The organism is Streptomyces xanthochromogenes (assembly GCF_014650455.1).
GTDB lineage: Bacteria > Actinomycetota > Actinomycetes > Streptomycetales > Streptomycetaceae > Streptomyces > Streptomyces xanthochromogenes.
Genome location: NZ_BMUZ01000003.1, coordinates 668681 through 689843 on the forward strand (window position 1 = coordinate 668681; position 21163 = coordinate 689843).

Sequence of the window (21163 nt, forward strand, 5' to 3'; positions counted from 1 at the left end):
CCGCAGGAACGCATCCGCGCCCTCTGCCGCATCAAGATCCCCCACCGCACTCACCGCCCCCCGGAACCGACATGCCAAAGGCGCACCTTCGGCATCGATTGACACGGAAGGTAACACCGGAGGGACAGGTTGCGACGGGTGTTCCACCACATCGGGACGCCGGATGAGCGGGTGTGGGGCAGTTGAGTGGATTCGGGAAGCGGAGTGGCTCATCTCCCTTGCCGTGGGGCCCGGTTGTGGGCTCAGTCCGCCGGAAGGGAGGTGACCGGGGCCGTCCTGAGGTGGGCCGTGCCCGAGCGGACCGCCCAGCCGAAGACGCCCAGCGCCAGGGCTCCCACCACCACGGAGTCGTAGGGGGCGGGCAGGCGGCCCGAGCCGCCGAAGGTGCCGAGCCAGGACAGCAGGGTCAGGGCGGCCAGGTGGAAGACGAGCCAGGCTCCGTGGCTCAACTCGATGCGCGTGGAACGGCCTTCGGCCTCCCGACGCAGCATCAGGAACAGGGGGACACCCGCGAGCACCAGGGGCAGTGCGAGCCTCAGGTGGTGCCAGCCCGACCAGTAGACGAACTCGCTGGCCACCAGGAAGCTGACGGGCGCGATCCAGCGCACCCCCGGGACCTGGCCGTCCGCGGGCGGAAGCCCCCGGTCCCGGTCATGGGCGCGGAACGCGGCGGCGGCGACGGCGGAGGCGGCGTACACGATCAGATACATGTCGCCCATCACGCTCACGATGTCCTGCCAGCCGCCGAACGGCAGCATGAAGACGATGATGACGAGGAGGTTCAGCACCAGGGCGCGGCGCGCGGTGCCGGAGCGGGGATCGATCCGCATGAAGAAGCGGGGCAGCAGCCCGTTCTTGGCCAGGGCGTAGGTGTGCCGGGCGTCGATGGCCACGCCGACGTAGGCCGAGCCGCCGGGTGAGACCACCGCGTCCGCGTACAGCAGGGTGGCGAGCCAGTGCAGGTTGAGCACGAGGGCGAGCTGACCGAAGGGCGAGTCGAAGTTCACGCCCTGCCAGCCGTGGCCGAGGAGCGAGTCGGGCACGGTGAACAGGAAGGCGAGCTGCAGGCCGAGGTACACGAGCACCGCGAGGCCGATGCCGGTGAGCACCGCGAGCGGCACGGTACGCCGGGGGTTGCGGGCCTCGCCCGAGAAGTCGAGGGGGGCCTGGAAGCCGTTGACGGAGTACACGATCCCGCCCCCGGCGAGCGCGGTCAGACAGGCGACATAGCCGTACGGGGCGAAGCCGCCGTGGTCGGTGAGGCGGCCGGAGTGCGTGCCGGAGAGGAACAGGGCGACCACGGTGAGGACCGGGATCAGGACCTTGAACACGGACACCAGGTTGTTCAGGCGCGCGAAGGCGCGCACCGCGAACCAGTTGAGCGCGGTCAGGAGCACGCTCAGACCGGTCGCGACGGCGAGGCCCGAGCCGGTGAGGCGGCCGTGGGCGTAGAGGCCGGGCAGGTAGTGCGCGGCGTACTGCATGATGGCGCTGATCTCCGCCGCGGTGCCACCGACGGAGAGCAGCACCGACCATCCGACGACGGTGCCGACCAGGCGCCCGCTGGCGTAGAGCGGCCAGCGCACGGTGCCGCCGCCTTCGGGACGGGTGGCTCCGAGTTCCACCATCACCAGGGCCACCAGTGCGCACAGCACGCCGGCCCCGACCCAGGACAGGAGTGCCGCAGGGCCCGCGGTCTGGGCGGCGAACATGGCGGCGAACAGCCAGCCCGAGCCGAGGATGTTCGAGAACCCGATCGCGGTCAGGCTCCAGAAGCCGAGCTCCTTGCGGAGCCGCCGCTCCTCGCCGAGCACCGTCAGGACCTCGGGGTCCTCCCCCGCCTTGATCGGCCGCACGCGCACCCGCCTCCTTGCATGACTCGGGACACAAGAGTGCCCAGCGTGTCACGCCCGTCGCCGTGCGCGCCCGAGGAGGGCGCCAAGTCCTGGCGGGTTTCGCGCGGGGCTACCAGGTCTCGACGGCGTAGGTGACGCCGGCGGTCTCGGTCTGCAGGCTCAGCTTCACATCGCCGCTGGTGATGTCCACGTCCACCGCGCCGCCCGCGGCTTCGACCTGCACGGCCTGGATGTCGCGCCATCCGGTGCCGTTGTGGAGCGCGACGCGGACCGATCCGACGGCGGGGACGTCGGTGATCTGGTCCATGCCGAGGTGCAGTCGGCGGTTGAAGCCGGCCCATGCGGTGCCGTGCGGCAGCAGGACGACGGTGGGCTGGGTGCCCGCGTCGACGCGGCCGGTGATCCATTGGGGCATGTCGGTCTCCTGAGGCGGTGGGGGCTGGAACGAGAGTGCCCAGGTGCGCAGTTCACTGGTGCTGCCGAGCCGGCAGTAGTCACGGTCGAGTCCGTTGGACTCGCCGTACTGGTGGAACAGCCAGTTCGCCTGGATCCCCGGGCTGCCGGCCGCGCGCCCGGCCGTGGCGATCCACAGGAAGTCGGCGTAGTAGCCGTCCTGGTCGACGTTCCACCAGTAGTCGAGGTTGGCGTACAGGCCGACGGGATTGTGCGGCAGGCGCCCCTTGACGTACCTCAACCAGGCGTCCTTGTAGGCGCGTTGGGTCGACTTCGCGACGCGGGAGTTCGCCGCGTCGTAGCCCTCCCAGTCGAGGATCACGATGTCGCCGGGCCGCCAGTTGACCTGGTTGATGAAGTAATTGGCCTCGGCCTGGACGCTGTTGCCCATGTTGGGGTAGTGGTACCCGCCCCACACGAGCCCGTTGGCCTTGGCGTGATCGCGCTGGGACACCCAGCTCGGGTTGATGTACGAGAGGCCTTCGGTGACCTTGACGAAGGCGAAGGACAGGCCGCTCGTGTCCGGTGTCGACGACTGGTACGACGCCCAGTCCTGCCCGTAGATCCCCATGGGAGTCCTTCCGCGAGCCGGCGGAACCAGCTGTTCCTACCTGTTGCTTGCCCGTATTGGGGCAGGCCGACTCCCGAACGGGCGTGTCATGCACGGGTCCGCGGTCATGCCGCAAAGGGCCGCCGACGATGTCGGCGGCCCTTCGTCCAACGGGTGGTGCTGGTGTCAGCCGGTGGCGTTCGCGCGGTTCCTGCGGCGGTGCAGGGCCAGGGAGACACCCGCCCCGCCTGCGACGAGTGCGGCGGCCGCGATGCCGGCCGGGAGGAGCGCCGAGGACGAGCCGGTCCGGGCGAGGGTCTCACCGGCGGTCTGGGTCACCGGGGTGTTCCCGGAGCCGCCCGCGGTGGTCGAGGCCGCCGGGCCCGCGGCGGGCGGGGCCGGGTGCCGGGGAATGTCCCGTACGGACTTGACCGATCCGTCGGCGTTGAGCAGGACCTGCTTGCCGTTGGGGTGCTTGAAGTCGAAGGCGGAGGCCAACGAGCCGGCGCGGGCGTCGAAGGAGGCGTCGCCGATGCGGCCGGCGCCCCAGTTGTCCTCGATGAAGCGGGTGATGGACGCCTGCTCGGTGCGGGTGTGGTCGACCGAATTGACCTTGCTGTACGGGGAGATGACGAGCAGCGGCTGGCGGGTGCCCGGGCCGCAGCGGTCGGAGTAGCCGCCTGCAGCGGTGGGGCCGGCCTGGCAGGCGGGGCTGTCGGGGGCCCTGCCGTCGGAGCCGGGCCTGGTGTCCTTGGAGCCGTTCTGCGGCTTGGCGTAGGCGTGGTCGTACCAGCCGTCGGAGTCGTCGTACGCGACGACGACCGCGGTGTCCTTCCACTGCGGCGACTGCTGGATCTTGTTGATCTGTTCGACGAGGTAGTGCTGTTCGTCGATCGGGTCGGAGTAGCCGGCGTGACCGTCCTGGTACTGCGGTGCCTTCAGGAAGCTCACCGCGGGGAGGTTCCCGGCTTTGAGGGCGGCGTCGAAGTCGGTGAGGTCGTAGTTGTGGTTGGCCTGCCCGTCGTGGCCGATCTCGGCGGTGTTCTTCGGCGGCAGGTGGTGCGGGTTGGACGTCGACGCGTAGTACTGGAACGGCGCGTGGTGCGGGCTGTAGTCGATCGCCGCGGCGCCGCCCACATTGGCGTGGGTGGTGCCCGAGCACTTCGCGTAGTGGCCCTCGTCGCCGTCCCACGCGGTGCTGGGCCGGAAGCCGCCCTGGAACCAGCCCCATGTCACCTTCTGCCGGTTGAGCAGGTCCCCGATGTTGCGGCCCCGCATCGCGGCCAGCGGGCTGGTGCTGGTGTGGTCCTTGCCCGAGCAGTCGTCATAGGCCGGCTCCGGGTCGTTGACCAGGGTGCCGACGCCCTTGGCGTCCGGCGAGACCACGGCGTACGGGTCGGGCGTGGCGGTCTGCTCGGGGTGTTCGGTGCCGGAGGCCGCGTCGGTGGAGATCACGCCATGGGTCTGGGCGGAGACCAGGTTGATGGCACCCGGCGTGGAGGGGCCGTAGGTGCTGCTGAAGGAGTTGTCGCCGAGCGAGTAGTGCTGGGCGTAGTTCCACATCGCGGTGACGGTGTTGCCGTCGTAGTAGTCCATGACCAGGCCGGGCTCGCCGAACAGGTTCCCTGAGCACTTGCCGGAGTCGGTGTTCTGGACGTACTGGTCGGCCTTGCCGCCGTTGGCCGCGTATTGCTCGGGCCCGTAGCTGTGGTTCTGGTCGCAGGTCATGGCCTGCTCGGGGGTGAGCCGTTTGGGCAGGTACTGGTTGGGGTTCTTGGTGAGCAGGCTGGCGTTGCGCAGGGTGTCGATGTCCCTCGGGGTACGCCGGTCGGCGGTGAACCTCGTGCCGTCGGTGTTGGCCGCCACCGGGTAGGCGCCGAAGTAGTGGTCGAAGGACACGTTCTCCTGGAAGAGCACCACCAGGTGCTTGACCGGGGTGGCCGTCCGGTCGCCGGAGTGGTCCGCGGAGTCCGCCGCGGCCGGGGCCGTTCCGCTCAGCAGGCCGAGTGCCGCCGCTCCGGCGAACGCCCCCCACCGCCTGGCCCTGCGTCCCGGACCTGCATCGCTGCCTTTGCTGCCCATGCTCCCCGTGCCTCCACTCGCTTCCGGCTCCGGCCGTCTTCGTGATGTCCTTGACGAAACGCGATGCTTCGCGCGGACCACTACACCGCGACCGCGACACCGTGTCCCCATGGTGAACAAGCGGTCAGGAACATCAGGCCAAAACTTGACCCTCCGTTGGTGAAGTTCGCCCGGTCGGAGCAGATCAGGCGAGCAGGGCGCGGCCGAACCAGTCGGTGCGGTCGCGCACACCCGGCAGGGCGAAGAAATATCCCCCGCCGAATGGCTTGATGTAGTCCGCCAGCGGCTCGCCCGCCAGTCGTTTCTGTACGGTCTCGAACTGCCGGGCCAGGTCCTGCTGGTAGCAGCAGAAGATCAGCCCCATGTCGAGGTCGCCGTTGCTGTCCATGCCGCGGTCGTAGTTGTAGCCGCGCCGCAGGATGCGCTGGTCCTCGCTGCCGCGCCCGGAGCGCGGATTGGCGAGCCGGATGTGACTGTCCAGCGGGATCACGTCGCCCTTGGGGTCCTCCGCGAACTTCGGCACGTCGAACTCGACGGTGCCGTCCAGCGGGGCGCCGGTGTCGCGGGCACGCCCGAACATCCGCTCCTGCTCGCTGAGCGAGACCCGGTCCCAGAACTCCACCAGCATGCGGATGAGCCGCACCACCTGGTAACTGCCGCCCGCCGTCCAGGCCGGCTCGGCGCCCCCCGGGCCCACCCAGACGAGCCGGTCCATCGCGGCCGCGTCGGCGGTGTCGGGGTTGGCGGTGCCGTCCTTGAACCCCATGTGGTTACGGGGCGTTCCACTGGGCCTCGGCGGGCTGGTGTAACCGTCGATGCGCCAGCGCACCTGCATGCCGCCCCGGGTGTGCCGGGCGATGTCGCGCAGGGCGTGCAGCACGACGTCCGGGCTGTCCGCGCACAGTTGGACGCTCAGGTCGCCGTGGCACCAGGCGGCGTCGAGGTCGTCGTCGGCGAAGGCCGGCATCGCGGCGAGCCGGGCCGGCTTGCGGCTCATGAGGCCGTACCGCTCGTCGAACAGCGACGCGCCGACGCCCGCCGTGACCGTGACCCCGCCGGTGGGCCCCTGCGGCCCGAGGACGCCCGAGTCGCTGGGCGGCGCGGTGATTCCGAGCGGGGCGGGCGTGCCGCCGGTGGCCAGGAAGCGGGCCCGGTCCGTGAGGGTGCGCAGCAGCTCGGTGAGCTCTCTGCGGTCCGCGGCGGTCACGTCGAAGGACACCAACGCCGCTGCCCGTTGCGGGAGTTGGAGGATGCCCGCCTGGTGAGCGCCGTGGAAGTCGAGGTGCGGGGCGGCCTGCTCCACCGCTTCCGCGCGGGCCGGGCGCGGGATGGCGCCGGACAGGGCGGCCCCGGCGACGGCGGTACCGGCCCCCGCGGCCGCGCCCCGCAGGAACCCCCTGCGGCGTACCCCGCTCATGTCGTCCTCCGCGCGTCACAGATCGTCGCCACGGGGGCGAGGAGCTCCACCGTCTGCCCGATGTCGCTGTTGAGCCGTTGCCGGTCCTGGCGGCCGAGACGATCCAGGGGCGTCCACTTCCCGTCGGCAGCGAAGCCGTCCAGGGTGCGCCCGGTGCGGTCGAGCCAGGTGTCCAGGCGTGGCAGCTCCGGATAGCGGGAGGCGAGCAACGGCCGCAGCAGGGTGAGGAGTTCGCGGGTGCCGTCGAGGTTGGCACGGGCGGTGGCGAGGCTCGTGCCGCTGCCGTATTCGGTGCGGCCGGTGAGCTCCGACTGCGCGGTGGCCTCCAGGATCTCGTGGGCGCGCAGGCCCAGTTGCGCGGGGTCGAGCCGTTCCTGCGGCCAGCTGTCGCGCAGGGCGTGCACGGCTCGGTCGAGCCGGTCGGCGTGGTCGCGCAGCGAGGCGGCCGACTCGCCGTGCCACAGCCCGTACTCGACGCGGTGGAAGCCCTCGAAGTCCTGGGCGGATGCGGCGTCCGCGGGGGCGGGTCCGGAGCCGTTGATGGCGGTGTCCGCGTCGCCGAACGCGTCGTACGCGGCGCCCATCCGCTCGTAGACGAGGTGTGCGGGCAGCCAGGCGGAGCGTGCCGCGTCGAGGTCGCCGCTGTCCACGGCGTGCTTCAACTCATCGGTGCGGTCCGTGAGTTCGACCGTCTTCGCCGTGATCCAGCGCTGGTGGGCGAGGGCCACGGGGATGAGGTCGTGCTGGGTGACCGGGACCGCGGCCGGGCCGCCGGTGCGGGCACCCGCGACCTTCACGGTGGGGCCGGTCACGGCATCGGCGTCGTCCGGGAGGCATTTGAAGGCGTAGGAGCCGCCGCCGAGTACGACCCGCAGCTCACGGGTGGTGCCGGGCGCGAGACCTTCGATCTCCCCGTAGACGGCGCCGGTCGCGGCGTCGGTGAGGTCGACCTCGGCCGCGGTCGAGGAGGTGTTGCGCAGCGCGAAGACCTGGGGGCCCGCCGTCGCGCCGCTCCAGCCCCGGCCACAGGAGCCGGTCGAGACCTCGACGGCGGTCGGGCCCCCGGCGGCCGGGTGCTTGGCGGCCGGGCCGCCCCCGCCGGGCGGGCCGAGCGCCCAGATGCCCCCGCCCACCGCGACCGCGATCGCGGCCAGGGCCGCGCCGAGGCGACGGCGGCCGGCGGGCCGGGCGGTACGGAGCCGCGCCGCGCCCCCTTCCTCGGGCTCGGCCGGCTCCTGGGCCGGCCCCCGGTCGGGGTCGCTCATCACGGCGCTCCGTTCGATGTCGGCGGGGAAGCGGCGCCGGGAGGAGGCCACCGCTCGTGCTGGGCCCGCTCATGCTAGGCACCGCGCCCGGCCCGGACGCTCGTCCGGACGGGGCGCGCGTCCAGATTTACCCCTGGGCTCACCGCCGTGTCACCGGTTCTGGCCCCGAACGGCGCAGATTACGCCGCGTCCCCGCCGACCCGGATCACGATCTTGCCGTGGGTGTGGCCCGCCTGGCTGAGTGCGAACGCGTCCGCGAGGCGCTCCAGGGGGAACGTCTCGGCGACGGGCACCTTGAGCTGTCCCGCGTCCGCGAGCGCGGCGAGCGCTTCGAGCCCGGGGCCGTCGGGGCGCACCCACATCCACTGGCCGCCCGCCTCCGTCACCGACGGGTCGGCGATCGAGGCGTGGCGGCCGCCCTCGCGCAGGACCGCCCGGGTGGTGTCGAGCACCCCGCCCACGTAGTCGACGACGACGTCCACCCCGTCGGGGGCCAGCGCGCGGACGCGGTCGGCGACGCCGTCGCCGTACGTCACCGGTTCGGCCCCGAGTTCGCGCAGCCGGTCGTGGTTGCGCTCGGAGGCGGTGCCGATGACGCGCGCGCCCAGCGCCTTCGCGATCTGTACGCCGAACGTACCGACGCCACCGGCGGCACCGTGCACGAGCACCGTGTCGCCCTTGCCGGTCCCGAGCCGGGTCAGGGTCTGGTGCGCGGTGAGCCCCGCGAGCGGGAGGCCCGCCGCTTCCTCCCAGCTCAAGGACTCGGGCCTGCGGGCCAGCGCCCGGACGGGGACGGTGACGTACTCGGCGAAGGTGCCGCCGTGCACATAGTCCTTGCGGGCGTACGCGACGACCTCGTCGCCCTCCTTCCACTCGGGGGTGTCGATGCCCACGCGCTCCACCACACCGGCCACGTCCCAGCCCGGCACGACCGGGAAGACCGTGTCCATCATGGCGTCGAGGCCGCCGGACATGATCTTCCAGTCGACCGGGTTGACGGCCGCGCAGCGCACCCGCACGACCACCTCGCCGGGGCCCACCTTGGGCTGGGGCTGCTCGGTCAGGCTCAGGACGGAGTTGTCCCCGTACGAGGAGTACGTCATGGCCTTCATGGTGCTCTTCCCGGTGCTTGCCGAACTGGTGGGCATCGCGTGCTCTCTCCCGCTGTCGAGGTGGGCGGAAGGCCCGCGCTGAGGCGGGCCCCCCGGTTCCTACGATTCTGGTGCGCGCCGCGCCGACGCGCCCCCCGGGCGGTCCACCCGCCCCGGGGAAGGTGCGCGTACCCGGGTGCCCCGGCCCGCATCCCCGGGGACGGGGTGCCGGTTTTGTCCGGGCCCGCGGGCATGGGTGCCTCAGCCCGCGTAGACGTCCTCGACGTACCGGCCCTCGGCGGTGAGCCGGTTCAGCCAGGTCTCGGCCTCCTCGGCCGAGGCTCCGGTGCGCTGTGCGTACAGCTCGCGGAAGGCCGCGCGCACACCGGGTGCCATCCGGTTGCCGTCACCGCACACGTACACCCGGGCGCCCGCCTCCAGGAGCGGCCAGAGCTCGTCCGCGTCCTCGGCGATGCGGTGCTGCACGAAACGGCCGTCGCCTTCGGCGGGGGCGCTGAAGGCAGGGCGCAGCCAGATCGCTCCGGCCAGCTCGGCGGCGCGCAGTTCGTCGGCGTGCAGGAAGTCGGCATCCGGTGCGTCGCAGCCGAAGTACAGGACGGCCGGGGCGGGTTGGGAGACCGTCAGGCGGTCGGCGACGACGCCTCTGAAGGGGGCGAGGCCGGTGCCCGCCGCGACCATGACGACCGGTTCGGGGGCGTCGGGCGCGATACGGAAGGCCTCGCGGCAGGGCTGTATCCGGGCGAGGACGGTGTCGCCCGGCCGCAGCGCGTGCAGATGGCCCGAGCCGGTGCCGCCCGGGTTGAGCGAGACCATGAGGTCGGCGTGGCGCGGGTCGACGGCGGGCGACGAGGACACCGAGTACTGGCGGGGCCGCAACGGGGGCAGCAGCTCCAGGAGGGTGGGCCAGTCGAGGGCGCCGCGCAGCGCGGGGTGGTCCTCGATGAGGCCGAGCAGGGGCCGCGGGTCGTCGGCGGGGAGGTGGTCGAGGGCGGCGCGCTCGGGCGGGCAGGGGTTGTGCGCGGCGAGCAGTGCGACCTGGTCGCGGGTCGGCCGACCACTCAACTCGACGTGGTGGGTGAGGAGTTCGCGCACGGACAGCGGACGGTCGACCGGCAGCGCGGCCGGTGTCGTGCCCGGCGCGTGGATGCTCAGGACGGTGTCGAGGTCCACGCCGAGGGCGGCGGCGGCCCGGGTGACGACCGCCGGGGAGTTGGCGGGAAGAACGGTGAGGTGGTCGGCGGTGCGGTACTCGACGCCGTCGGGCAGGGCCAGGCGTACGAACCGCTTGGGCCGGGGGTGGCCGGGCACCGTCAGGTCGCGGGCCTCGGTGACGGTCATCTCGAGGAGTCCGTGCCGCGCGGCGAGCGCGTCGCGCGGCCCGCCGGCGATCTCGGTGACGGTGTACGCGGCCCCGGCGGGCGCGGTGGTGGCGCCAACGGCCTCCGGGTCGCCGTACCGTACGAGCAGCTCCACGCGCAGCGCGGTCGCGAACTCCCTTACTGTTCCCATGAGTTCACCGGAGGCATCGGCCTCCGCGCGCGGCAGCAGCCGGTCGCCGCCGAGGGCCGCGAGGCGCTCGTCGATGAGGGTGGGCACCCGCTGATAGGTCGCGGCCCAGTTCCGGTCGCCCACGCCGAGCACCGCGAACGGCAGTCCGTCGGCGGTCCCGGGCTCCGCCTCCTCGATCCAGCGGACGAAGCGTGCCGCGTCGTCGGTGGGCTGTCCGTTGTAGGAGGCGGCGACGATGACGACAGGACGGTCCTTGGGCAGCGCGCCCGCGTGGGCGTCCAGCGGGGCGATCTCGGTGGCGAGGCCGAGACCGGCCGCTTCGGCGGCGAGCCGCTCGGCGAATTCACGGCAGGTGCCGTAGTTCGTGCCGTGCAGGAGCAGCAGGCCGGTCCCCTGGCGCACCCGGGAGGGCAGTTCGGGCCGGTCGGCGGCCTCGGCCTCGCCGGTGGCCGCGGTGCCGGGGAACGCGAGCCGGTTCAGGGCCCGGTCGGCGGGGGTGCGCGGGGCCAGGGAGAGCGTGAAGCCCTCCGGCTTGAGAGTGAGCGTCTCCTTGATCCGCAGCCGGTAGTCGTCGGCGTCGACGAAGCGGTAGCGGTGCGCGAGCAGGGCGAGCAGCATGGTCGCCTCGTGCAGGGCGAACTGCCGCCCGATACAGGCCCGTTCACCGGTCCCGAAGGGCTTGTAGGCGTGCGGCGAGCGGGCCGCCTCCGCCTCGGGGGTGAACCGCGCGGGGTCGAAGAGCTCCGGGTTGTCGCCCCAGGCCGGGTCCCGGTGCAGCATCGGAGTGAGCACCGTGACGAGGTCACCGGCGGCGAGCGGGACGCGCCCGCCGAGCAGGGTGTCCTCGCGGGCCTGCCGGGAGAAGGCCGCGGCCGTGGGCCACAGGCGCAGGGTCTCGCTCAGCACCTGGCGGGTGAAGCGCAGCTTCCCGATGTCCTCGAAGGAGGGCTCCGGGTCGGGGGTGTCCCCCCACAGCTCGTCGGCCTCGCGCTGGACCAGGCGAAGGGCGGTGGGGTCCTTCAGGAGGTGGTAGAGGGCGAAGGACAGGGTGCCCGATGTGGTCTCGTGGCCGGCGATGAGGAAGGTGATGACCTGGTTGCGTATGTTGGCCGCGTCCAGGGTGGTGCCGTCCCCCGGGTGCCTGGCGCCCAGCATCAGGCCGAGCAGGTCGTCGACGGACGTGTCCCCGCTCTCGGTGCGGGCGGCGATGACCTCGTCCACCACCGAGGCGAGATAGGCCGAGTCGCGCTCGAACTCCCGGTCCGCCTCGGTGTGGTCGGCGCCCGGGGCGCGCCCGATCCGCTTCATGCTCCACTCCAGGCAGCGCACCATCGCCTCGACGAAGGGGTGCGGGGTGGCCCGTCCGAAGGAGTCGAAGTCGAAGCCGAAGCCGGCCAGCCCGATGGTGTCCAGGGTCATCCGCGTCATGTCGTCGGCGACGTCCGCCGCCGTGCCCTCGGCGACCCGGCGGTCCCAGCTCTCGATCACCCGGCGTGCGACGCGCAGCATCGCCGGGTGGTAGGTGCGCATCGAGCCGAGCGCGAAGGCGGGCATGAGGATGTCGTGCGCCTTGGCCCAGTTCGGCTCGTCGTTGTAGGCGGTGAACAGGCCGTCGCCCGCGAACTCCCGCACGTGGTCGAGGACCTTCGAGATGCCCTTGGCGAACCGGGTCTCGTCCGCGAGCTCGGTGACCAGGTCGAGCGAGCTGACGAAGAGCACCTGGTGTTCGTGGAGGCGGCGCCGGAAGGCCGGCCCGTGCGCGCGGGTCAGGTCCATGGCCTGCTGGATGGGGGTCGCGGTGGGACCGCCCGCGGAGATGTCCACCACGGGGACGGTGTCGGCGGCGGCTGGGCGTGCGGGCGTGGGGATCAGGATCATGTCCGTCATGGTTCAAGCCTCGCCCTCCCGGTGCCCGGGTCCCGGGCGGGCGACTGCATGATTGTGCAGTGGTTTCTCGCGTCCGGTACTTGCGGACGGGCCAAGGAAGGGTGGTGGCACGCGGCATGGCCGACGCGCAGGCGATGGAAGAGGACCTGGGCGCCTGGCGCAACCACTTCCTGAATCTCCTCGACCGCATCCCGCTGCCGATCGCGGTCTGCTCGATCGACGGCGAGGTGCACGTCGCCAACCCCGCGATGGCCGCAGAGTGGGGCACCACGCCAGGCCGGCTGCGCGGCCGCTCGCTGCGCGAGCTGTTCACCCCGCGCGCCGAGGACCAGATCGAGCGGCTGGTGAACGCCCTGCGGGCGGGGCGTACGTCCCGCTATCGCATCGAGGTGACCTGGCGCGGCAGGGACGGCGCCGTGCGCGCGGGCGAGTTCACCATCGACCCCATCAGGACCGTCTCCGAACCCGTGCCGGTACTGCTCGCCCTTTTGTACGTGCACGACGAGCGGCCCGAGCCGCCGCCTTCCCCGCGCGGCACGGTGAGCGTGACGCAGGCTCGCATCCTGGCGCTCGCCGCGTCCGGCGCGACCACGGCCACCATCGGCAAGGCGCTCGGCCTGACCGTCGACGGCGTCAACTACCACCTGGCGCGGCTCTCGCAGCGCTGGCGCGTCCAGGGCCGAACTGCCCTGGTGGCGAAGGCGTACGCGCTCGGCGTGCTGGCTCCCGGGCACTGGCCGCCGGAGCCGGCCGACGGTCTCGTCGACCCGTGAGCCGGAGCCGGACCCGCCCCCCGCACTCCGAACTCAGGCCCCCCGCCCGTTTCTTAGAGCCCTCTTACAACTCTTCGTTATCACTGCGCCATGGACACCAACTCGGGGAAGTCATCCATCGCGCGCCCCCTCCGCCGACGCGCCCGGCGCCCCCTTCTCGTACTCGCCGTCACCACCGCCCTGGCCGCCGGCCTCACCCCGGCCGCGACGGCCGGACCCGCCCACGTGGACGGGGTCCGCGTCCAGAACGGACGGGTGGAGGTGCCCGTCGCCGGCGGCACGGCCACCATCGACCCCGCGACCCTGCGCATCGACGCCCGCACCGACGACGGCCGCACCCTGCGCGTCTCGGACCCGGCGGCCGACGCACCCGGCCGGCCCGGCCGGGTGACCACGTCGGGGCGGGGAGCCCAGTGGTCCTATCCCGCGCGCGGGCTGCGGGCCCAGGTGCGCGTCGAGCACGGCAGGCTCCTCGTCACCCTCACCGCGGACCGCGACACGACCCTGGCGTGGCCGGTCACGGGCTCCGATCCCGCCTCCTCGGCGCTCCAACTCCCGCGCGGCGAGGGCCTTTCGCTGCCGGTCGGCGACCCGTTCTGGAACTCGGGTCGTGCTCAACTCGTGGGCTCAGAGGAGGACATGGCCTCCCAGCTCACCCTGCCGGCCTGGGGCTACACGCTCGGTGGCGGCCGGGGCGTCAGCTATCTCGCGCCCACCGACATCGACACCTCGCTCGGTTACGCCTCACGGAGCGGCCGCCTCCGCACCACGGCCAAGCACACCTTCTCCGGCGGCAACGCCACCCGCGTCTACACCGTCGCCTTCGCCCTGACGGACGGCTCTCCGGTGGCGCCGGCCGTCGACTACCGCCACTGGCTCGCCGAGCACGGGCAGCTCGGCAGCCTGAGCGACAAGATCCGCAGGAACCCGGAGACGGGCAAGCTGCTCGGCGCCTTCCACGCCTACACCTGGGGCGGCGACCGCACGGCGGCGGGGATCGAGCACCTCAAGTCGCTCGGCATTGACCGGCTTTGGCTCGGTTACGACGCCGACGACGCCCCGATGAAGAGCGAGGACGTCGCCGCCGCCACGAAGGCCGGGTATCTGGTCGGCCCCTACGACTCGTTCGCCAACGGCCGCGACAAGGGCCCCGACACTCCCCCGAACTCGGCCTGGCCCGACGGCGTCTACCCGTCCTTCTGCGTGCGGCGGGCCGACGGCTCCCCTCAGCCCGGCTTCCACCAGCAGGGCTGCTACCTCAGCTCCCAGGCCTTCGAACAGGCCGAGCAGCAGCGGCACTTGCTCGCGGACCGCACCCGCTCGCTGGTCGCGGCCGGCGCGAGCAGTTACTTCCTGGACGTGGACGCGGCGGGCGAGCTCTTCCGCGACCACGACGCCGGGCACCCGATGACCATGGCCCAGGACCGGGCCAACCGGCTCGCCCGGATGGGGCGGCTGACCGACGGCACGTACGACGGCACGAGGAGCAGGCCGCTGGTGCTCGGCTCGGAGTCCGCCGGAGCCTGGGCCAACCAGGTGCTCGCCTTCGACCACGGCTCGGGCACCCCGGTCGACGGGCGGCTGTGGCCGATGGAGAACGGCCACTTCGACAGCGCGCCCGACCAGCCCAAGGACGACCCGGCGTGGGGCGGCTACATGCCGCAGGGCGCACCCGACACCTTCTTCAAGCCGGTGCGGGTGAGCGACTTCAAGGCGGAGCATCGGGCGGCGGTCGCGGACGCGCTCAAGGCGATGTACGACCCGGCCTATCGTGTGCCGCTGTACGAGACCGCACTGCACGGCTCGCTGATCAACGTGGAGCGCTGGGAGCTGCCGTTCGGCAAGCTGCCCGAGGAGAAGACGACCCGGGCGCTCCTCGCGATGCTCTACAACACCCCGCTGAACTTCGTGCTCAGCGACAAGGACCGGAACGACGAGCAGAACGTACGTGAACTCGCCTCCCTGCAAAGGTACTTCGCGCCGCTGCACCAGGCGGCGGGGACCAAGGAGCTGACCTCGTTCGACTGGCTCACGTCCGACCGCACGGTTCAGCGGACCGTCTTCGGCAACGGCACGCTCACCGTCACGGCCAACTTCGGCAGCGCCGCCCATGACGGCCTTCCGGGCGGCTGTGTCGACGCGGCCCTCAAGGGCGGCAAACCGCAGCGGCTGTGCCCGGCCGACGTGGTCGCGTAACGCGGGCGCCCGGCGCTCCCCGGCCCGGCTGGCCGAAAGGGCACTCTGGCCTGTCCCGGCATACGGCGACAGGATGCCTCGCCCGAGCCGGAACCGTACCGGCGCCGTCACAGGGAGACCCGGGCCATGGAATCGAGACGAAGACTGAGCCGGCGCAGCGTGTTACGGACGGGGCTCGGCGCCGGGGGGCTCGCGGCAGTGTCACAGCTGCTGCCGTTCCTGCCCGGCGGCGGGCCCCGCCCCGCCTGGGCCGAGGGGCTGGACACCCGCGGCGTCGCCGGGGTTTCCTTCCCGGACTGGGCCCGGTACGCCCGGCTCGCGGACGGCACGTTCGACGACGACGCCGATCCCCAGCGCGACATGCTGCCGGTCATCAACAAGCTCAAGGCGCAGAACGTGAGCGTGATCGAGCTGGACACCGTCCTGTCGAACTGGCTGACCGACCAGGAGTTCGCCGCGCACATGGCGAAGGTGAAGAGCTTCGTCGCGCTGGCCCACACGGCCGGGATGCGGGTGGTCATGTACTACCCCTCGCTCGAACTCATCAGCCCAGGCGGCGAGAAGGGGCCGTCGTTCTACAAGAACGGCGGCGGCAAGGACTGGGTGCAGCGCGGGCTCGACGGGCAGCCCAACGTGTTCTACGGCAGCCTCGTCGTCTGGGTGGACCCGGGCGACGAGAGCTGTTGGCTGAGCCCCAACTCCCCTTGGCGCGACTACTACTTGGGGCGCATTCGGGGGCTCGCCGCGACGGGCGTCGACGCCATCTGGCCCGATGTGCCGATCTACTTCGACGGGGCGCTCAGCTGGTGCGACGCCTCCGCCTGGGCGGCCGCCGCGTTCCGCGCGGACAGCGGCCTGGAGCTGCCCCGTACGGCCGACTTCACGAACCCCGTCTTCCGCCGTTACGTCGAGTGGCGCCACCGCAACCTGGCGGGCTTCCAGCTCGACATCGCGGCAGCGGGACGCGCCGTCAACCCGGACCTGGTCACCTTCGTCGAGACCGTCACCATGGACTACCAGTACGCGTCCCTCATCGGCCTGGACGGCGCGCAGTTGCGCCGGGCCGAGGGCGTCAGCCAGGTGTGGGAGGTGGACATCCTCGGCAACTACGACGGCATGCGCCACGCCACGGCCAGTGACTGGATCTGCCTGATCTCGATGTACAAGTACGCGCGGGCCGCCAGCGGCGGCAAACCCGCCTGGGCCTTCTCCTACGGCTGGAAGGCCGACGACGCCTCCCTGGTGATGGCCGAGCTCCTGGCAGCGGGCTGCAACCCGTACGAGGTGAAGAGCCCGTTCAAGGACCAGAGCACCGACACCGCGATGCGGACCCGCATGTTCGGGTTCGTCGCGGCGCATCAGGAGCGGCTGTTCGACGCCGTTCCGGGGGCGTCGGTCGGGGTTTACCACTCCTCCGGGAGCCGCGACTTCGTGAGCCCGGTGCAGGGCAGCGGCATGTACGTGAACACCAAGCCGCCGGCCGGCGTCAGTGACTGGTGGAGCTTCGAGAGCTCCGAGGAGAGCTGCACCCAGCAGAAGTGGCTCGGCGAGTTCCGCGGCACGGTCAAGGCCCTGGTGTACGCGCACATCCCGTTCGACACCGTGCCGAGCCCCGGCCTCGACGCCGCCGACCTGTCCCGCTTCCGCGTCCTGTACCTCCCCAACCTCCAGGCGGTCTCGGACCCGGAGGCCGAGGTGCTGCGCGCCTTCGTGCACGGCGGCGGCACGGTCGTCGTGACGGGTCCCGCACCCACGGCCCTCGACGCCTTCGGCACCGCGCGGGCCGAGTACGCCCTCGCCGATGTGCTCGGCTTCCGCAGGGCCGACCCGCTGCCGGCCGCCGGCCGGAACGCGTACGGGGCGGGCACGTGCTGGTACTTCAAGGATCTGCCCGGGCTCTCCTATCTGGCGCACACGGACGCGCAGAGCGCCGAGCGGCTGCTCGAACCCGTACGCGCCGTCGCGCCTCCCGCCGTGTCCCTGGCCGGTGACCGGCGGATTCATCTGGAGCTGAGCCGGTTCGGGGACGACATCGTGGTGCAGCTCGTCAACTTCACCCAGTTCGGGGAGAGCCCGGCGCCCTTCACCACGACTCCGGCCGCCTGCACGGTGTCGCTGTCCGTCCCGGCGGGCAAGCAGGTGACGGCCGCCGCGGTGAGCTCGCCGGACGGCGCCTCGCCGGCACCGGTGCCGGTGGGGTGGAAGGTGAGCGGTGCGACGGTGAGCGTGGATCTGACGGTCATTCAGTACTCGCTGCTCACGGTCACCCTGCGTTGAGCAGGGGTGTGGTGAGGGTGCGACCCGGCCCGAGCAGCGCACCCCGACCGTCCCCGACGGGGCGGCGGGCCGGCACTCGGTCGAGGTCGCGGGCGCCTGAGCCGGTGTCGAGCCGACCGCCGTGGCACCGGCCGGGGCACGCCCCCGGTGCGGGTCAGCGGTGGGCGTAGCGGTTCTCGAAGTCGCGCCAGTCGGCCTCCAGTTTCCACTGGACCGTCGCCTTGGCGCTGGCCTTGAGGAAGCCGCGGCAGGCGGCGCTGGGGAGCCGGTGCGTGTCGGGGGTGTCGTGGGCGCAGGGCTTCACGAACGCGTCGTAGCGGTCCTGCTCCTGCCACAGGTCGCGGCCCTCGATGAAGGCGTGGTCGAGGGAGGCGCGCACCAGGGTGCGCAGCTGGGCGACGGTCAACCCCTGGTCGGTGACGGCCTGTTGGAAGACCGCGGTCAGGTCGCTGCGGCTGACGCCCGGGTCGTCGGTGGCCAGCGCGACCGGGACGCCCGCGTCGAGGTAGGTGCGCAGCGGGTGCCGGTCGCCGCTGACGCGCAGGATCTGGGCGTTGCTGACGAGCGGCGCCTCGACGAGCACGTGCTGTCGGCGCATCCGCGCGGCCAGGGCCCGCGGGTCCTTCTCCTGGGCGAGGTCGACTCCGTGACCGATCCGGTCGGCCCCGGCCACATCCACGGCCTCGTTGATGTGGAAGGTCAGATCGCGCCCGGCCACACCGTTCAGGCCCGCGACCAGTTCTCCGGCGTGCAGGCTCACCCGCACCTCGGGCGAAACGGACTTGAGGTAGCGGACCATCTTCATGTGCAGGGTGTAGTCGCGCAGCGCGATGGGCGCGTCCTCCGGCTGCACCATGTTCACTCCGACGAATCCGCCGAGGTGCTGGCGCACCAGCTCGAAGCCGAGGATCTGCTGGGCGAAGACGTAACGGGGGTCCTGGGCGCGCAGGACCTGGTAGTCGAAGCGGATCGCGACCCGGCAGGCCTCGGAGGCCGTGTGGGCGTCGCAGCCGAGGAGCTTGCGGGAGTCGCGGACGCTGCGGTCGGTGTCGTCGGCCACCTGCCGGACCAGGGCCTGGAACCGCGGGTTCGCGGTCAGGGCGGCATGGAACGTGGCGAGGTCGGCCGGGCCGGGGTCCTTCGGCAGAATGCGGTCGACGAGCTGGTTCAGCGGGCCCGCACCGGGAGTGACCAGCGTCTCCAGATAGCCGCTGTGCTCCTTCGCGGAGGCATCGGCCGCCTCGGCGAGCATGTCCGCGTCGTGCCCGCTGGTGGCCTCCTGGAACTTCCCGAACGTGTCGAAGAAGTGGTCGTGGCCGGGCTGGGGATCGCCGTCGGGCGGCAGCACGAAGCCCTGCATCGACCACGCCTCGACGACGCCGCGCCGGAACGGCCCGGGGGCCACCGCGTCACGCGCCGGGCGCTGCCCCTCCGCGCAGGTGCCGGTGCCGGTGGCAGGCGTGACGACGTAGGTCGAGGTGTCGATGCACTTGCCGTCGTGCGCCGCATACCCGATCAACGACTCGGCCCGCACCGCGCCGGACAGGTGGTGGTGCAGATCGCCGCCCTTGGGCACATCCGCCAGGAACCGCCTGAGTTCGCTCGGCGAATGGGAGATGCGTCCCAAGTAGGCCTGCACGGCGGCCTGTTGGCCGACCGGAGCGCCCTGCCCCTCCGACGGGACCGCGGCCGCCGCCGGCAGCACCCCCAGGGCCATGCCCAATGCCGTGGAACCGGCGAGCACCGGCCACCGGGTCGCGTACCTCTTGCGCATGTTCCGTTCCCTCTCCTCGTTCACTTCCGGCGTCCCATCATTCATCGATACGGGCTCAGGACCAAAGTCCCTATACCGCGGGGCCATGAGTGGATTGCATTGCCTGTCAAGGAAGTTGACCGTTTCGTACAAGATCGAACGAAAGGCCCCTCCGCCGATGAGCCATGTATCCAGACGACGTCTGCTCACTGTCGCTCCCGCCGTCACCCTCGCCTCGGCCATTCCTCTCTCCGTCGGCACGGCGGCGCAAGCGGCGCCTCGCAGAGGTGGCTCGAAAACATCGGCCCGGCCGCTTCAGGAGATAACGGACGCGTGGGGCAACTGGATGGCCCGCCAACGCTTTCCCGCCTCGAACGGCTGCCGCTTCACCGCGTCCACCGACTACGGGAAGCAGAGCTTTCTCAACGACTACCATCGCCACCAAGTGGCGGCGAAGTACCAGGACATCATTTACGACGCGAATGCCCCGTCCCCCGTTCCGGGACAGGTCAGCTCGGTGGCCACGAACTACCGCAACGGAACGGCGGTGGAACAGACGGTCACCTACAAGCAGAGCAAAACCACCGAGCAGGATCTGCGGATCTCCGTCACGGAGTCGCTGAAGATCGGCGTGACGGTGGAGGTCTCGGCGGAGATCCCGGCGGTCGCCAAGGTCAGTGAGACGACGTCGATCGAGGCGAGCCTGTCCTCGACCCAGGAGTACACGCACAAGGAGACCCAGACCTGGAGCGTCGACCTTCCGCTGCGCATTCCCCCCAAGTCGGTGGTGGAGGCGACACTGGTGGTCGGCACCCAGAAATACGACATCGACTGGACGGCCACCGTCATCCTGCGGGGAAACGTCGCGATCTGGTTCAACGAGAAGGTCGACCTCAATCAGGACGGGGACCGCCACTGGCTGTGGTTCGTGCCCATCGAGCAGGTGCTCCGGGACTGCCGGGACCACGAGATCGTCGACACCCCCGGATACGAGGTCATCGCGGACGGGGTGCACGCCTTCGCGAGCGGTACCTTCAGCGGCGGCCAAGGCGTGTCCTTGAATGTGAATGCCGATCAGAAGCCGCTCGACGGCAATCGTTCCCGCGCTCTCGAATCCCGCACGATTCCCATTCCGCTCGCCCCGAACGGAAAGCGGACAGCCGTTCCCGGGCACTGAGCACCCTTCTGAGCATCCGTCGGATTCCTCATTGTGCATGCGGCGAATCCGGTGACCGCAGGAGCGGCACACGGAACACGGGGCGAATTTCGTACGGCCGCTCAGTAAGGTGAGGCCGATCCCGGGAAAGGGGCGGCCCCATGGCGCGCATGCGCGTGCTCGCACTCGATTTCGTCGGCACCCTCGCGGGCCACGGCCCGGCCCCCGACGGCCGGTTCGTCGCGGACGTCCTCCGGGGCCTGCCCGGTGCGGCGGTCCCGGAGGAGTTCCCGGCCCGCTTCGACGCCGTGACCCGTCAGCTGCGCGCGGCCGACCGCTCCCGACGCGTGCGCACCCCGTTCGCCACCCGGCTCGGCCGAGCCGTGCAGGACAGCGGGGCCACGGTGCCCGATCTGCGGCGGGCGACGGAGGCGGTGTTCACCGCACTGCCCGACGCCACCGTCGATCCGCGGGCGGCCGCAGCCCTGCGGGACCTGCGCGCGAGCGGGCTGACCTGTGTACTGGCCGCCAATACCGACCGGCCCGAGCCCGTGCGCCGGCGCACCCTGCGGGATGCCGGGATCGCGGACTGCTTCGACGCCCTGGTGCTTTCCGGCACGCTGGGCATCCGCAAGCCGGACCGGCGTTTCTATGCCGAGGTGACGCGGGCGGCGGGGTGCCCCGCCGGGGACATCCTGTTCGTGGGGGACAACGCGGAGACCGACGCGCTCGGCCCGCACGCGTACGGGATGTCGGCGGTACTCGTCACACCGGGGCCCCGGCCGGACGCGCTGCCCGGCAGCATCGCCACCATCCCGCATCTCAGCCATCTGGCCCGCCACCTCAACAGGGCCGCATTCCAGGCGAGTTGAACCGG

Annotated in this window: 13 protein-coding genes; 5 read left to right on the top strand and 8 right to left on the bottom strand. The window is 71.8% G+C overall.

Annotated features, from left to right (window positions below):
* Positions 1 to 242 precede the first annotated feature (242 nt).
* From IE267_RS10375 to IE267_RS10405, 7 genes are all read right to left on the bottom strand, one after another.
* Entirely contained in the window at positions 243 to 1847 is a 1605-nt protein-coding gene (locus IE267_RS10375) for an APC family permease (protein WP_229860995.1), read from the bottom strand.
* Between the two features lie 118 nt (positions 1848 to 1965).
* A complete protein-coding gene (locus IE267_RS10380) occupies positions 1966 to 2880 on the bottom strand; it encodes a glycoside hydrolase family 25 protein (protein WP_161245797.1) in 915 nt (304 codons plus the stop codon).
* Positions 2881 to 3045: 165 nt separating this feature from the next.
* Complete coding sequence (locus tag IE267_RS10385) at positions 3046 to 4941, bottom strand: phospholipase C (RefSeq protein WP_189762917.1); 1896 nt, start codon at positions 4939 to 4941, stop codon at positions 3046 to 3048.
* Positions 4942 to 5125: 184 nt separating this feature from the next.
* The gene (efeB, locus tag IE267_RS10390) at positions 5126 to 6358 is read right to left on the bottom strand and encodes an iron uptake transporter deferrochelatase/peroxidase subunit (RefSeq protein WP_189762918.1); all 1233 of its coding nucleotides are present in this window, start codon (positions 6356 to 6358) and stop codon (positions 5126 to 5128) included.
* Complete coding sequence (locus IE267_RS10395) at positions 6355 to 7623, bottom strand: EfeM/EfeO family lipoprotein (RefSeq protein WP_189762919.1); 1269 nt, start codon at positions 7621 to 7623, stop codon at positions 6355 to 6357. Before IE267_RS10395 ends, efeB begins: the two co-directional genes overlap by 4 nt.
* Before the next feature lie 179 nt (positions 7624 to 7802).
* Positions 7803 to 8735 (bottom strand): NADP-dependent oxidoreductase, encoded by a 933-nt coding sequence (locus tag IE267_RS10400; protein ID WP_189763032.1) that lies wholly within the window; start codon positions 8733 to 8735, stop codon positions 7803 to 7805.
* 240 nt (positions 8736 to 8975) lie between these two features.
* Entirely contained in the window at positions 8976 to 12131 is a 3156-nt protein-coding gene (locus tag IE267_RS10405; RefSeq protein ID WP_189762920.1) for a cytochrome P450, read from the bottom strand.
* Positions 12132 to 12247: 116 nt separating this feature from the next.
* Here IE267_RS10405 and IE267_RS10410 point away from each other — a divergent pair, with 116 nt between their 5' ends.
* The 3 genes from IE267_RS10410 (at position 12248) to IE267_RS10420 (ending at position 17377) form a co-directional block, all read left to right on the top strand.
* The gene (locus IE267_RS10410) at positions 12248 to 12904 is read left to right on the top strand and encodes a PAS domain-containing protein (protein ID WP_189763033.1); all 657 of its coding nucleotides are present in this window, start codon (positions 12248 to 12250) and stop codon (positions 12902 to 12904) included.
* Between the two features lie 90 nt (positions 12905 to 12994).
* Positions 12995 to 15100: a glycoside hydrolase gene (locus tag IE267_RS10415; RefSeq protein WP_189762921.1), complete on the top strand. Its 2106-nt coding sequence runs from the start codon at positions 12995 to 12997 to the stop codon at positions 15098 to 15100.
* A gap of 198 nt (positions 15101 to 15298) precedes the next feature.
* Positions 15299 to 17377 (top strand): type 1 glutamine amidotransferase family protein, encoded by a 2079-nt coding sequence (locus IE267_RS10420; protein ID WP_229860931.1) that lies wholly within the window; start codon positions 15299 to 15301, stop codon positions 17375 to 17377.
* 154 nt (positions 17378 to 17531) lie between these two features.
* Here IE267_RS10420 and IE267_RS10425 read toward each other — a convergent pair whose 3' ends face one another.
* Positions 17532 to 19151 (bottom strand): amidohydrolase family protein, encoded by a 1620-nt coding sequence (locus tag IE267_RS10425; RefSeq protein ID WP_189762923.1) that lies wholly within the window; start codon positions 19149 to 19151, stop codon positions 17532 to 17534.
* 325 nt (positions 19152 to 19476) lie between these two features.
* On the opposite strand from IE267_RS10425, the gene IE267_RS10430 reads away from it, so the two are divergent.
* Positions 19477 to 20307 carry an ETX/MTX2 family pore-forming toxin gene (locus tag IE267_RS10430; protein WP_229860932.1) on the top strand — a complete coding sequence of 277 codons (831 nt, stop codon included), beginning with the start codon at positions 19477 to 19479 and terminating at the stop codon, positions 20305 to 20307.
* A 140-nt stretch (positions 20308 to 20447) separates the two neighbouring features.
* Entirely contained in the window at positions 20448 to 21158 is a 711-nt protein-coding gene (locus IE267_RS10435) for an HAD family hydrolase (protein WP_189762925.1), read from the top strand.
* The last annotated feature ends 5 nt before the right edge of the window (positions 21159 to 21163 follow it).